Origin of the sequence: Paenarthrobacter sp. RAF54_2 (genome assembly GCF_052113945.1) — a bacterium.
Classification (GTDB): Bacteria; Actinomycetota; Actinomycetes; order Actinomycetales; family Micrococcaceae; genus Arthrobacter.
Genome location: NZ_JBFRDV010000003.1, coordinates 56,942 through 70,029 on the forward strand (window position 1 = coordinate 56,942; position 13,088 = coordinate 70,029).

The 13,088-nt window shown below is 57.6% G+C and carries 11 protein-coding genes; 5 read left to right on the forward strand and 6 right to left on the reverse strand.

Annotated features, from left to right (window positions below):
- Together AB4Y87_RS03130 and AB4Y87_RS03135 are read left to right on the forward strand one after the other, a co-directional pair.
- On the forward strand, positions 1 to 507 hold the full coding sequence (locus AB4Y87_RS03130) for a single-stranded DNA-binding protein (protein WP_442003026.1): 507 nt from the start codon (positions 1 to 3) through the stop codon (positions 505 to 507).
- Between the two features lie 101 nt (positions 508 to 608).
- Complete coding sequence (locus tag AB4Y87_RS03135) at positions 609 to 890, forward strand: hypothetical protein (protein ID WP_431119931.1); 282 nt, start codon at positions 609 to 611, stop codon at positions 888 to 890.
- Between the two features lie 70 nt (positions 891 to 960).
- Here the strand turns inward: AB4Y87_RS03135 and AB4Y87_RS03140 are convergent, their stop codons facing one another.
- From AB4Y87_RS03140 to AB4Y87_RS03160, 5 genes are all read right to left on the reverse strand, one after another.
- Positions 961 to 1,467: a hypothetical protein gene (locus tag AB4Y87_RS03140; protein ID WP_442003027.1), complete on the reverse strand. Its 507-nt coding sequence runs from the start codon at positions 1,465 to 1,467 to the stop codon at positions 961 to 963.
- A 15-nt stretch (positions 1,468 to 1,482) separates the two neighbouring features.
- Positions 1,483 to 5,031, reverse strand: a complete 3,549-nt coding sequence (mobF, locus tag AB4Y87_RS03145) for a MobF family relaxase (RefSeq protein ID WP_442003028.1) — start codon at positions 5,029 to 5,031, stop codon at positions 1,483 to 1,485.
- Entirely contained in the window at positions 5,028 to 5,309 is a 282-nt protein-coding gene (locus AB4Y87_RS03150; protein ID WP_442003029.1) for a hypothetical protein, read from the reverse strand. The genes mobF and AB4Y87_RS03150 overlap by 4 nt, the downstream gene beginning before the upstream one ends.
- A gap of 679 nt (positions 5,310 to 5,988) precedes the next feature.
- Complete coding sequence (locus tag AB4Y87_RS03155; RefSeq protein WP_442003030.1) at positions 5,989 to 6,348, reverse strand: cupin domain-containing protein; 360 nt, start codon at positions 6,346 to 6,348, stop codon at positions 5,989 to 5,991.
- Positions 6,349 to 6,765: 417 nt separating this feature from the next.
- Positions 6,766 to 8,226, reverse strand: a complete 1,461-nt coding sequence (locus AB4Y87_RS03160; protein WP_442003031.1) for an APC family permease — start codon at positions 8,224 to 8,226, stop codon at positions 6,766 to 6,768.
- A gap of 472 nt (positions 8,227 to 8,698) precedes the next feature.
- Here AB4Y87_RS03160 and AB4Y87_RS03165 point away from each other — a divergent pair, with 472 nt between their 5' ends.
- Complete coding sequence (locus AB4Y87_RS03165; protein ID WP_442003032.1) at positions 8,699 to 10,249, forward strand: purine-cytosine permease family protein; 1,551 nt, start codon at positions 8,699 to 8,701, stop codon at positions 10,247 to 10,249.
- A gap of 155 nt (positions 10,250 to 10,404) precedes the next feature.
- On the opposite strand, the gene AB4Y87_RS03170 is transcribed toward AB4Y87_RS03165, so the two are convergent.
- Positions 10,405 to 11,070 carry a TetR/AcrR family transcriptional regulator gene (locus tag AB4Y87_RS03170; RefSeq protein ID WP_442003033.1) on the reverse strand — a complete coding sequence of 222 codons (666 nt, stop codon included), beginning with the start codon at positions 11,068 to 11,070 and terminating at the stop codon, positions 10,405 to 10,407.
- A 281-nt stretch (positions 11,071 to 11,351) separates the two neighbouring features.
- Between AB4Y87_RS03170 and AB4Y87_RS03175 the strand changes: the two genes are divergently transcribed.
- A complete protein-coding gene (locus AB4Y87_RS03175) occupies positions 11,352 to 12,380 on the forward strand; it encodes a 3-keto-5-aminohexanoate cleavage protein (protein WP_442003034.1) in 1,029 nt (342 codons plus the stop codon).
- 389 nt (positions 12,381 to 12,769) lie between these two features.
- Positions 12,770 to 13,087, forward strand: a complete 318-nt coding sequence (locus AB4Y87_RS03180; protein WP_442003035.1) for a 2Fe-2S iron-sulfur cluster-binding protein — start codon at positions 12,770 to 12,772, stop codon at positions 13,085 to 13,087.
- The last annotated feature ends 1 nt before the right edge of the window (position 13,088 follow it).

Consider the following 13,088-nt stretch of genomic DNA (forward strand, 5'->3'; position numbering starts at 1 on the left):
ATGAATACAAAGATTCCCATCACTATCGCGGGGAACCTGGTCGCAGATCCCGAACTGACTATTGGGGAATCCGGAACACCACACGCGAAACTCCGCGTTGCCGTGAACCAGCGGATTCAGAACCCAGATGGCACCTGGCGGGACGGCGAACCGGTCTTTCACAACGTGTCTGCGTTCCGGATGCTCGCGGAGAACGCTTCTACTTCTCTGAAGAAGGGTGACCCTGTGACAGTGTCGGGGGAACTTGAGTTCCGTTCCTACGACAAAGACGGTGAACGACGTGAAGCAAGGCGCATCATCGCTGACACGATCGGTCCGGACCTGCGGTTCGGTACGGCGACGTATCAGCGCTCCGCCCGTGCAGTGTCTGAGCCTGAGGCCGCCGTGGAGGCCTCGGGGCCACAAGCCACGACGGCGACCGGTTGGCCCGCGTACAACGTAACCACCAAGGGGCCGGTGGTGGCGTCCCCTTTAGGCGGAGCGCCGGTAAATGACATGACGATCTGATTCGCGCCCTCTGCAGGTTCTGGCCCACGTTTCATGCTCCGAGACGTGGGCCGCCTTTTGTCTGCCGACCAGCATTAGAATATATGTTCTAATCTTGTTCTATGAGACCCAAGCAAGACTCCAACGCCTTCGCACGCATGATGGCGCAGACAGATGCCGACAATAAGCATCCAAAACCTGATGATGGCCAGATTATGGAACTACCTGCCAACGAACAGCCGCTGGTGCGCGTAAGCGAGATTTATGGACGAGCCATCAAGTACACCAGAACATACGGCCTGGTCGAGTGGGTGGACGATCAGAGGGTTTACCACGTGCAGTGGTTTCCGGCGGGGCAGGTCAAGCGGGTTGACCGGGATTCGTGGAGAGGGCGACAACTCTAGGATTGAAAGTGGGAGGCTAGCACGGTGGTGCCAGCCTCTTTTTTCGATCGGGACGAGCGGTGTTTGTTGATCAGACAAAAGGTGCCCACGCCAATACGCGGTCTCCCGTTATGCGGTAAGTGGCCGGCCACGGACTGCCAGGACGCACTTGGGCCGGGTCAGGCGAGATCAGCAATACAGAGCCCGGCCATATGGGCTCGGACAGCGCCTCGATCCACGCCGGCTGAACGTGATCGAAATGGTTCCACTTGATGGTGATCCATGAACCGGTTGGCTGAAGGCCATCGACACTCAGCACTGTGATCTCGGTTGTTGTGCCATGATCGCGCTTGGCTCGCTCAAGTGCGTTCCACCGAGAGTCAGCGGAAGCTTGCCAGCCGCGTTGCCTGTGCACGCGATGCACCCAGAACAAGATAATTACCGAGCCTGCCAATGCCACGGCTACGAGCATCCATTGAAGCAGAATTGAGCCCGGTCCGAGAGTGGGCATCACAGCAGCGAAGAGAATGGTCGCTGCGCTCGCAACGATCAGCAGGGGTGTTGCCACCTTGGGCTTCAGGGCTGGGTTCGCGTTCATGCTTGCTGCTTCAGTTTAAAGCTGCCAGCCGACATTGGTAAGAGCGACACGTTGATCAACGAATTCGCCGGCATCGATGGCGGGGATGCGGGCAACTTCTCGGATGGTGCGCTGGAGGGTTTCCCATTGCAATCTTTGTTCCCATTCGTACTCATCCGGGATTGTGCCGATGGCCAGATCGGAGTCCGCGATACCCCACCGATCTCTGTAGACAGCTACGTCCCGAACTAGTGAAGCGCACTCGTAAGGATCGACGTCGGCACCCAGTTGCGCAAGGAGGTCCATCTTCCATTCGGGCTCCTCAAAGAGGGCAGCATTGCCAATAAGCTCAATTCGGTCATGAATCCGATGTTTTACCTGAGTAAGCATTGCGTTGAGGTCCGCACGCTCGACGACAAGGTCCTCGTTCAAAGCATCAAAGGAGGCTAGTGGCATACCGGACGAAAGGCGGCGGAGGCGCGAGTGAACGATTGCCGCCAGATCTCGTGCCCCATCCTGTGATGTGAACAGCTCTCTCAAAACGCGGTCGGCACTTGTCCGACTCACGTTCGTTGCTCGCCGCCAGGAAGCAACTGCAGCTCCCCAGGAAGGCGATATCCGCAGCGCCTTGGCCTCTTCGGGAGCCAATTCCGCTACGACCCTTGCGAGATCTAGCCCGGCTGCGATTTGGGCAAGGTAGTCGTACTCTCGGCTCAGCCTTTCGAGACTGTCAGCATGCGCTCGTTCAGCTGCCTGCACTTCGTGGGCGGATCTTTCAGCTCCCTCGGCGGCCAGGACTTCACCCAGAATTTGTCGCCAGGTGGATCGGAGCCGTGGGTCAAGTGTCTCTTCCTCATCGGGGTCGTTTTCGCTGACATAGGCCATGTTGGCGCTGCGTCCTCGGGTCATGCTGACGTAGAGCAGTTCACGGGTTAGCCGGCCAGGTGTGACCACCGTATGCCCGGTATCAACTGTGAGGCCCTGGGAACGGTGAGCGGTCGTGGCATATCCCAGCTCGACGGATGTCTCAAGGTAGGACGCGTCCAAGGTGATGCTCGCCCCTGTGTCCCTTCGGATAGCGCGGACTTGGCCCGTCCCGACATCGGTCACCTCGAGCACTGCTCCGTTGCGAATGAAGGCTCCATGGTCGTCAAGGATTGATCTGTCGTTTCGTCGGGCGATGATTATGTCCCCTCGGCCAGCACGGAGGCCGTCCCTCAGCGCCAGGGTCTTTTCCGCATCGACAGTGCCCTGGACGACGCGGTCTGCTTGGGCTCGTTCGTTGAGCATCCCAACTGTGTCATTGTCGGGTGCAATAAGGATCGAGAGTCGCCCGGAGAGCACGTCTTCATGCCACCCGGAGTACGCCCGATCGAGCATGTCCAGATAGGTTCCATGTCGAATGCGCCCATTCCGTTCGTAGTCCATAAGAACGGACTTATCTCCATCGCGGAGCCTGAGTGACGCTGTCTGTTCCCACGCCTGTCTGAAGCGCCAAATGGTGCTCAGCCTTGCAGTCTTGTTTTGCCGATCGAGCCAGCCGAGCACGCCGCCAGCATCGATAGAATCCAGCTGTCCTGGATCCCCAACCAGGAGGATCTTGGCGTCGCTCTCGCGTGCTTGGCGTACAAGCCCGGCAAGCTGAGCCGTGGATACCATCGAGGCCTCATCGATGATAACGAGTTGCCGAGGACGGAACCGCCACCGATATTGCTCGGCGCAAAGTCTGGCCACCACCTGCACCAGCCGTGTGGCGCCGGCAAATTTGTCGTGGGGCAAAGATCCGAGCCGCTTCTCCGCCTCAGAGAACGAGGCGGCACGCTGCATTGCTCCGGTTCCAACAGATTCATGTAGCCACTTGGCAACGTTCTCCGTTGTCATGGCCAGTTCGTGGGCCAGCACTTCTGCGCTCGCCGCAGCAGGAGCCAACCCAACGACGCTGCCAGTCCCAAATTCGGCCTCCCAAGCTGACTTGATGGCATCGAGAGCAGTTGTTTTACCAGTACCGGCTGGACCGACGATCGCATCCAATCGGTTTCCGCTCAACAGTACCTGCGCGGCGGCGGCCCGTTGATCTTGGTGAAGCTCAAGTCCGCCTCTCGTTCTGTGGCTGGCGAGTACATCCATGGTGACAATGCCTCGCACGACGGGTCCGCCGTCGTCGTTCCTCGCTGCCAGGATTTCATCCTCAAACGAAAGCGTCGCCTCATCGGTAAAGAGCCGCGAGCCGTGGAACTCGAAGACGCTACCGTTTGCGAAGCGGAGGTCAGGTTTAGCATCCAGAGGCGTGGTGTAGCGATATCCGTTCAACGGAACAGATTGACGCTCGGCCGCTGACGCGACAGCGTCAATCAGGGCGTTCCTGTCGACGGCCGTGGCACAGCGGATTTCGGCACAAATACGCTCGCCTTCCGCGATGAGGTTCCATCGGTTCCAAGTGGAACGTTTAGCAGCGACGCGCTGGCGGGTGACTAGTGCGACGGCGTCGATCCAGTCAGGGGTTAAGTCGCCTCTGTGGAATGGAGCGTGGCGAGAGCGATTGATGGTGGCGGCAACAACAGCCTCTGGGTCCAGGCCTCTAGCTTTTGCTCGTTTGCGCCAGTTGGCAGATAGCTCGTGAAGTGGGGCGCCAACGTCGCCCTTCGGGGTGCGTGTGGACAAGGTGGCTTGCTGTCGCAATTTGACGGTTGTCGTGGCCGTAGGACGGCTGCCGTGCTCCTCGATCCATTCGGCCACGAGGCGGTCAGTCTCGACGTCGATGAGTCTGGATCGATTCGAGAACTCGCGGATGAGGGCGTCGTCTATGCCGGTCAGCTGCTGGCTTAGATTGTGGGTGCTTTGAGCAGGGATCCGGATATCTGTTTCTGTTTGGAGACTTTGGTGGAGCGCATCGAACAGCAGCCCGTTGTAGTGCTCGCTCGCAGCGACCACCGCTTTGTACAGACTCCGTGAATCCAGCGTGACCCACGCGTCGTCGGTGATGCGCTGGACGCGGTTGGCGATCACCACATGAGTGTGGAGTTGCGGATCCCCGGAGCGGGACTCCCAATGGTCGAAGGCGGCAGCGATCGCGCCGTGGGTACCGACACGGGCTATTCCGTTTCTACCAGCTCTGGTGTGGATGACCAGTTGCTCAAGCCAGTGCAGGGATTCCTGCACCGCCTCATGGTGGGCCTGCAAAATCTGATCTTGGACGTGCCGCGTGCTGAGGGCCCACAGGGCCGAGACGGACTTAGGAACACTGAACGTTAGGTCGAATCCTGCTACGGCGTGCCTGGTTTCGGGGAGTCCCTGTCTTCGTTGGACGACTGTCGGCTCCCCGTGGGGACGTCCGAGGGTGGCTCCCGTGTCTGGGTGGGCCGCTTGCTCGAAGATGGCCTTGGCGTCCGATTCGGTGACCTTGTCGCCTGCGGACCGATCAATACCATTCAGCCCGCTGCCGAGCCAACGGCCCTGCGGCGTTCCAGACTTCATGTAATAGGAGACGGTGTCCGGGGGAGTGCGGTCGATGTCGTCCATCATGGTCGACTTGAAGAGGTACTTCAGGCCAGACTGCGCGGAGAGCCTGGCCATGGACATGGTCATGGCTGTGCAGCTCTGGTACGACCTCGTGACGGAAGCCAGCCACGGCGACGAAGGATGCCCACCGTAGTGGCGTCCAGGGGCATGCCTTTCACCTTTGACAGAGACACGAGTGCGGCCGCTACATGTGCCAGTTCCTGAATGTTCGTTCGTTGAGCCCGCTTGAGCCGCGAGACTTCGTTGTGGAGGAGGTTGGTTTTTACTTCCAGTTCCTCATTGAGCGTTTGTAGGTGCTCGATGTCTGCGGCTTGTGTCCGAAGCTCAGTTAGGAGCCGGTCCATGCGCCGTTGGAATTCGTTGCATGTTTCTGTCGGGCCTGGGTCTGACGCCTTCCTGTTCACACCCGTTCATGAGTCCACCAGGCTTGGTCAGCATGATTCGCCGCGGGGTGGATATGCTGAGCGGCCTTGGATGCCAGAGGTGTGAAGTCGTTGAGGGATCTCAGCCTAGTCGACAGGAGCTGGATGCCAGTATCTACTTACATGCCATTCGTGTTCGGTGCAAGGATGAGCTGGATCTTCCCTGGATGAGGAAAGGTATCACTTGGCAAGCAGTGCGCAGTGCCATTGTTGACGGTCTATATCGGCTCCTGCGAGTGTGCTGACGTGGGACCGGTATGTCGTGCTTTCCCCTGCATATCTCATCAGATAAATCAATTTCCCCAGCCCCCTGGAGAAGGCCTTGGCCGCTGCAAGTGCCTCCACGTGTCAGCTCCTAAGGGACTCACCCACCGAACGGAGAGTTCGTCTTGAAGCCCTTGCACCACGTCGGAGTGGGGCCGGGGAAACCACCACCAGCGTCCGGGCCGGTGAGGGGGATGAGCAGAGGAAGCTGTTGCTTCGCTATTGAGCAACGAGGCCTCACATACCCACCAGTCGACCAGATGGTTCAGATTTCAGGACGCACATAGGCCGCAATCCAGATGCTTGCTCAGCTCTGCGGCCCTTGTAGTGACGAGGTTCAGGGAAAGACGACGTAGAACTTCTTCAGCTCCTCAAGGATGTCCCACTCGCCCCTCCATCCAATCGGGAAAACAGCAACATCGCCAGGACCCAGATGAACGCTCCCGCCGCCCTCCTCCGTAACGACGAGGCGCCCAGCCAAAACATAGATCACCTCGTTGTAGTCCTGAAAGATCCAATGGGAGCGCCCAACATCAGCCTGCCAGAATCCGACCGACGAAGCCTCGCTTGCGTCCGTGAAAACTTCATTCGTCCATGTCTCGATGTCGCCAGTGAGTGGAGTAGCTGCCGGGGGTACTAAGAGCCCGGATGAAACGATGTTCTCAAAAGCGTTTGTGGAGTTCTGATGGATAGTCATGATTATTACCTCTAATTTTCCGCTGGTGAAATTGTCATATGAAGAAAAAGATCGGTGACCCACAATGCATTGGGCTCAATACGATGAGAATGACGGGGCACCGTAGGGCGGAGAGTGACTCTCGAATCATGTGTGGCTCCATGGCAGCATAAGTCCGACGGCCCTCATTGAGGTCCGTTATGCCATCTATCCAGCTCTTGCAGCAGAACTTCTAGGGTCGACGAAGTCCTGGGTCGAGTCCGTCCAGTTGTAAGCTCACCTAATTGACTTTCTGGAGGATGGTTGCCAATTGCCCGCGGCCGATCACCATGATGCAATCGGCCGGCGTTAGCCGACCGATTGCATCTACCTCAGCTAAAGGTTCGATCCGTTGCCCGCGTGCGTGAGAGTCAACAGCCGACAAACTCCAGCCAGAATTTACTCATCCACACCTGTTGTTGTCATGGAAAGCAGGTGTTGCGTCTCCCCAACTTCGTTCGGCATCGCGTTGTCACCTTCGTCATCGTGGCCCAAGCCGGCGTATAGGTGAGGTTTGGCAAAACGAAAGTAGATGGTCACGCCTATGCCCGCAATAAAGCTGCCTGCAAGAACAAAGACGAGCCCTATGTTCTCGCCAGGTGCTCCACCAACGATAAGTTCGAAGTGCATTAGGGCGAAAACAACGGTAAAGCCCAAGACCAGAAATGAAATCAGAGGCGCAATGACGACCTTGAAGGCGTTTTCTCCGGTGAGTCGCGCTTTGGTGCGGAACCAGGCAATCACAGACAAGCTGACTGAAGCCATAAGGAATATGACCCCGATAGAACCAAGGCCCGATAGCTGACCATAGACTTTGGCGCTGTCCGACTGACCAAGGATCAGAACCAGGATGAGGAGACCTGCCGCGGCTGCAACTGCGCTCGAAGCGCGGTGAGGCGAGTGGTGCCGCGGATGAATTTTCGACAAGTAAACAGGTAGCGCTTTGTCGAAACCCAGATTGTATACATAACGTGCGACGACATTGTGGATGGAAATTAGGGCCGCAATCAGGGACGTGATTACGAAGATGAAGGCGATCTGTGTGAACATCGGCGCGACAAACGCACCTATGGCATCCGGGAACATCGTCGCGGGGGCGTTGGTGGCGATCTCCTGTGCATTCGAGCCATATGCCGAAGTCAGAGCGTACGCGGAAATGATGTATAGCACGCCAACGAAAAGGACGGCACCATAGGTCGCTCGCGGAATCGTCTTATCAGGCGAGCGAACTTCATCCCTGAAGAGCGCGGTGGCCTCGAAGCCCATGAAGACCAGGATGCAGAAAAGCATAGTGACGGGGATGTCACCCTCCATGAGGGCACCTGGTGTGAACGGAGTTGGGGAAAGACCCTCCGCACCGCCTTTGGCGAGTACAAAGACATTGAAGATCATAACGAGAAGGACTTCGCCCACCATAGCTATGGAAAGAATCTTTGCCGATAGTTCGATATGGAAGTAGCCTAAACTGCTGACAACGGCCCAACCCGCAAGGCTCCATACCCACCATGGAGTATCAGGACCGTTGAGACTGGTAATCAATCCGGAGGAGCAGAGTCCGAGGAATGCGTAACTTCCGACGAGAACAGCCACGTAGGAAACGATTGCAAGGTAGGCAGACCCAAGCCCGGCGGCTTTGCCGAGCCCTGCGCTGATGAACGAGTAGAAGGCCCCCGGCTTAGGCAGGTGCTTCGTCATTGCAATGTATCCGACGGAAAAGACCAGCAAGAGAATCGTGACAAGCACGAAAGCAAAGGTGGCGCCCTGGCCGCCGAAGAGGATCGTGAAGGGGATGAACCCCGTGACCACAGCCATTGGCGCCGAGAATGCCAGGACCGTCAATGTCAGTGATTTCGCACTCATTTTTCCCGTAAGCCTTGGCGTGCCGGGACTATTGGTTGTTTGATCTGGGGAGCCGACAGGAGGTTCCTCGTGGCTCTGCGACTGCGGAGATGCGCTCATGAAAGTACTTCCTTTGCCCGGGCAAGCGGGCGATTGAGAGAAGGAATTTAACGGTTGTAAAGCAGTGCCCCCGAGAAGATGTAACTACGGTCACACCGAACTTGGCAATAGTTTTGAGTGATATTTTCGCTCCAGCTTCGATCTGGCCCCTCATTTGTGGCGTACTTGCGCTGTGGCCGCCTACTTCCACCACTCAACACAAGTGGGGAGTCATGAACTCCATCAACCGGGGAGGCATTGACCTGCAGCATTAATGAACGTTAAATAAGCGTCAGAACAAGAGCGGCTCGAAGGCGAGCCAGCTGGGCGGGGCTCACAGATCGAGGGCCAAGCATCGCTCCAAGATCAGCTTGTTCCTTAGGAGGCGACAAAAATGAACGAGTCCGAAGAAGCGATACTGCGACCAGGGCCTCTACTCGATGTAAGCGGCGCTGACGATCCGCGGGTGATTCAGCGGCAAGTCCATGAGGAGTACACCAACCATGTGGTGCCGGCTACAGCGCGCCTTGGCAAATGGGGTGTGTTCAGCGGCTGGTCTTCCATCGCCAGTGCCATGGCGTTCTTGTATTACGGGGCCCTGTCGGCAAGTCTCGTCGGAGTTCAGCAGGCAATCATCGGGATCGTCTTGGTTGTGGTTGTCTATTCGGCTCTTGCCACGAAAAGTGCTCGGGAAGCCATCCGGTGGGGGCTTAACTCCACATTGCTGTCCCGTGAACTCTTTGGCTTTAGGGGAGCTGCCCTTGCACCTCTCCTGGTTGCGTCAGCAGGTGTCTACTACGCAGTTTTCGAAAGTAGCGTCCTGGCGGTTGCTTTGCAGTCATATTTTCAGGTCTGGGATGTCCGCGTCTGGTACGTCATAGTTATTGCCGGCATGCTTCCGCTAATGCTTGGCGGCATGCAGACATGGCTGAACAAGCTGAACGGCATCTCGTTGCCCGTATATTTCTTTGGCCTTGTCGCAGCAGTCGTTGCTGCAGGTATCAGGTTCGGGTGGGGAGGGGACTGGTCTGCTTTTCAGCCTTCCCCACCACAGACCGGGATCCCGGGGTGGCTCACCGTGTTCGTGCTCTACATGGGTGTGTGGATTCTCTTCCCCGACACTCAAGACGCGGCCCGTTTTGGCCGGCAAGCGGATAGGAAATTCCACGAGCGAGTCAGCTTTGGGTGGGTCTTTTACCTCCTGGCCTATCTGTTCAACGGTCTCGTCGGTATCTTCATTACCGCGCTTGCTGCATCGCAGGACAGTGTGACCGAGTCAGGAGTGGTCCATGGAGTGATTGCTTCACTCGGTGCCGTTGGCCTCCTCGTCATCGTGGTCAGCCAGATTCGCATTAACTCCGCGAATTTCTACTTCGCCAGTGTAAATATGGAACGGTTTGTGGCTCATTTCAGTCAGCGGAACCTTTCCCGCCGGACTTGGGTCATTGTGCTTCTTCTGATGGTCCTGGTCTTGATGTTTACAAATGTCTTCAGCTACATCGCTGTTGCCCTTGCTTGGCAGGCCGTCCTCGTCGTGTCCTGGGTGGGCATCATGATGGTCCACTGGGTGCTGGATCGAAACACGGAACCAGAATTCCGTCCTGCCCGGCTTCGCGGGATTGCTCCGGGCTTTGGGGTCTGGGTAGTCTCCTCAGCCGCTGGAATCGTCCTGCTGCAGCTGCCGACGCAGTTGCCGACGCTGTCCGCGCTGGCGCCCCTCGTTTCCCTTGCAGCCTCAATTCTTCTCTATGCGGCCGTTCGGTTGGCTGGTCTGAGCGCGACAAGGGTCCTCGATGCAGATTTGCTCCGTGATCAGATACCCGACGTCTGGGTTGCCAGGATCAAATGTTCGGAATGCGATCTGAGCTACGTTGCCTTCGAAATGGATATGTCCCGAATGGGCGGCCCTCTATGCCTGGATTGCCAGTCGCGGGACCGGCCCTGAACCAACACGACCAATGCTGAGGAAGTCCGTTGTAGTCCCTATACTGGCCGCGACGGACTTCCTCTTGCGTGCTTGTTCCTCGTCCTTTGCTTTTCTGTGGGCGATTGCCGGCATGTGCCATGGCAACCGCTGTTCTGCCACCGGCTTGCAAACCTCTACCAGACTGCTGCAACGGGGGTGGGGTCGGTTCCTGGCAACACATCCAGGGCGACCGTCCCATCCGCCCCAACAAGCCGGAGGGCAAGATCGACCATGTGGCGCGTGACTTGGCTCACCGTCATTCGTCCGCCTGGATTAAACCAAGCGTGCACATATTCACACATCGTGACGATCGCGTAGGCGGCGACCCCTTCGTCTGAGAATTCGAACCTTCCGCTCACTCTTCCTGAAGCCAATGTCGTTCGGAGTTCCCGCATGTAATCTCGCTGAATTCCAACAAGCTTGGCCTGATGCTTCTCGCTCAGGCCCGCCAGAAGCGGCTTCATGCCTACTGTGGAGGCATATGCAGATGCGACGTCTGATTGCTCAAGCTGCCATGTAACGTGAGCTGCCACGGTTTGCGCCAACCGGGTAGCGGGATCTGATGCGGTGACAGAATCCCGAACAAAGGTCACGAAGCTCACTAGCACCTGCTCAAGGGCAGAGGCGAACAAATCCTCCTTCGACCTGAAATGCCAGTAGAGCGCCGGAGTCGTGATGCCAAGGTCCGCGGCGATGGAGCCCAGCGTTGTGCCCGCGTAACCGTTTCTTAGGAATCTGCTGGCAGCTGCCTCCAGGATTCGTTCGCGGCCTACGTTAGGCAACTTAGATTCTTTCGTCATGGCTATCTCCCAACGCAGTACCGGAAATGGCTCAAGGGGCTGTGACATGACAGGCCCCGCCCAACAGCCAGCTCAAGTAGGATGCCCTCCCGCCACGTCACCATGGGTGCGTTGAGTGTTCCGTCATGTCATGCAATTGAACTAAGGGGACTGAATACCCTTGACGCCCTTCCTTAATGAATGTTAAATCAATGCTACAGGAGCGGCCCACTTGCGTCACAGTGAGCACGCCGCGTCCTTCAAAAGAGAAGTCCGTTTCACACGAAATGACGAGGAGAGTCATGACGAATATCGATTGGGACCGCGTGTCCAAGGGTGTTGCCCGCGAGACCAACAAGATGATCTGGCGGCCGTACGGCATTCCCACTGTCATGGATCTGGAACACTCCTGCTACCACGACGCACCCATCTCAAGCCCGTGGACCGATATCCCGGAGCAGATGATCATCTCGGTGGCAATCACGGGAGCGTTTTTCCGACACGATCAGAACCCGCATCAGCCGCTCACCCCCGAGGCGATCCTCGCATCGGCCCGTGAGGTTGCCATTGCCGGTGCCAGCGCGGTTCACATCCATGTGCGGGATGACGATGGTTACAACGTCCTGTCCCCGGAACGCTTCGAGGCCGTAATTCAGCCCCTGCACGACGAATTCCCGGACATCCCCGTTGATGCATGCCTTGTTCCTGCCTTGGATGGGGAGTGGGAGAAGATGGGTGAAGTCCTTGAGTCGGGTCTGTTGGACGCTGCACCCATCAACACCACCGCTACCTACATCGGCGATTCTCTGTTCGTGAAGCCCACGCCGGTATTGCTTGAGAAGACCCGCAAGATCCTCGAAGCGGGGTCCGTCCCGGAGATCGCTGTGTACACTGACGCTGACGTTTCCAATGCAGACCGTTACTTGTTCAAGTCCGGGCTCCTCAAAGCCGGAGCCACCTGGTTGGTGCTGCCTGCACTGCCAGGCTGCAGCCCGATGGAAAACTCGCGTCAAATGATTGCTGGCCTGACACGGACGGTGGAAGCTATTCGTGACGTCGACCCGGAAGCCGTCATCATGGTGTGTGCTGCCGGGCGGGCGTCAACTTATCTGGCGACGCTTGCTGCGGTCATGGGCTTGCATATCCGCGTTGGCATGGAAGACACCTACTTCAAGTGGCCACACAGAGAGGACAAGCTGACCAGTAATCTCGAGGCATTCCATCTGGCCAAACAGCTGGCCGAGGTAGTAGGTCGACGCGTCGCCACGCCGTCCGAAGCGCGTGCCATCATGGGACTGAAACCCCGGAAGGAGGCCCTAGTCTCCGGCTAGCGGGATCTAAAATGGCAGCCCTGCCGCCCACGCACTCCCACGAAGGCACGTCGGGAGTAACGGGCGGCAGGGTTGCGCTCGTTCTGGCACCATTTTCTGCCAAAGGCCAACGTAGCCACGACGGGACGTCGAGGTATTGGGCTGAGGTCTGCAAGCGCTCTCGCCCAGCCACCATTCCGAATGAGTGCGCCTGAATTCCGGAGCCGTGGTTCAGGTTCTTGAGGGGATCTGCAGCGCGCCCTGATCCACAACCCCCGCAGGATCTTAGTAGAGCCGGGAATGAGGTTCTCAAAAAGTGATGCACTTCATGAAAATCCCTTGACCGACCTCCTTGATTAACGTTAAATAAGGAAGCAAGCGACACAACAGTAATGAGCTAGGAGACTCCAATGCCAAAGATCACTTATCACCACAGCAGCGGCGCCGTTGACACGGTCGAAGTTCCTGAGGGCACATCAATCATGCGCGCCGCCCTCACGAACAGCGTGGACGGGATCGTCGGAGAATGCGGAGGCCAGACTATGTGCGCTACATGCCATGTATACGTTCGCGGAACTGCCGATCTCCCTGCGATCTCCGACGATGAAGATGAAATGCTTGATTGCACTGCCGATGAACGGCTCGACAGTTCTCGGCTGGGTTGCCAAGTTATCGCCGGCCGCGATTTCGCTGACATCGAAGTCAGCCTTCCTGCGAACCAGAACTGAT

Excerpts from the sequence above, each read along its gene's own strand:
- AB4Y87_RS03175 (WP_442003034.1), top strand. The coding sequence starts at position 11,352 with ATGACGAATATCGATTGGGACCGCGTGTCCAAGGGTGTTGCCCGCGAG.
- AB4Y87_RS03165 (WP_442003032.1), top strand. The coding sequence starts at position 8,699 with ATGAACGAGTCCGAAGAAGCGATACTGCGACCAGGGCCTCTACTCGAT.
- AB4Y87_RS03180 (WP_442003035.1), top strand. The coding sequence starts at position 12,770 with ATGCCAAAGATCACTTATCACCACAGCAGCGGCGCCGTTGACACGGTC.
- AB4Y87_RS03155 (WP_442003030.1), bottom strand. The coding sequence starts at position 6,348 with ATGACTATCCATCAGAACTCCACAAACGCTTTTGAGAACATCGTTTCA.
- AB4Y87_RS03140 (WP_442003027.1), bottom strand. The coding sequence starts at position 1,467 with ATGAACGCGAACCCAGCCCTGAAGCCCAAGGTGGCAACACCCCTGCTG.
- AB4Y87_RS03170 (WP_442003033.1), bottom strand. The coding sequence starts at position 11,070 with ATGACGAAAGAATCTAAGTTGCCTAACGTAGGCCGCGAACGAATCCTG.
- AB4Y87_RS03135 (WP_431119931.1), top strand. The coding sequence starts at position 609 with ATGAGACCCAAGCAAGACTCCAACGCCTTCGCACGCATGATGGCGCAG.
- AB4Y87_RS03130 (WP_442003026.1), top strand. The coding sequence starts at position 1 with ATGAATACAAAGATTCCCATCACTATCGCGGGGAACCTGGTCGCAGAT.
- mobF (WP_442003028.1), bottom strand. The coding sequence starts at position 5,031 with ATGACCATGTCCATGGCCAGGCTCTCCGCGCAGTCTGGCCTGAAGTAC.
- AB4Y87_RS03150 (WP_442003029.1), bottom strand. The coding sequence starts at position 5,309 with ATGGACCGGCTCCTAACTGAGCTTCGGACACAAGCCGCAGACATCGAG.
- AB4Y87_RS03160 (WP_442003031.1), bottom strand. The coding sequence starts at position 8,226 with ATGAGTGCGAAATCACTGACATTGACGGTCCTGGCATTCTCGGCGCCA.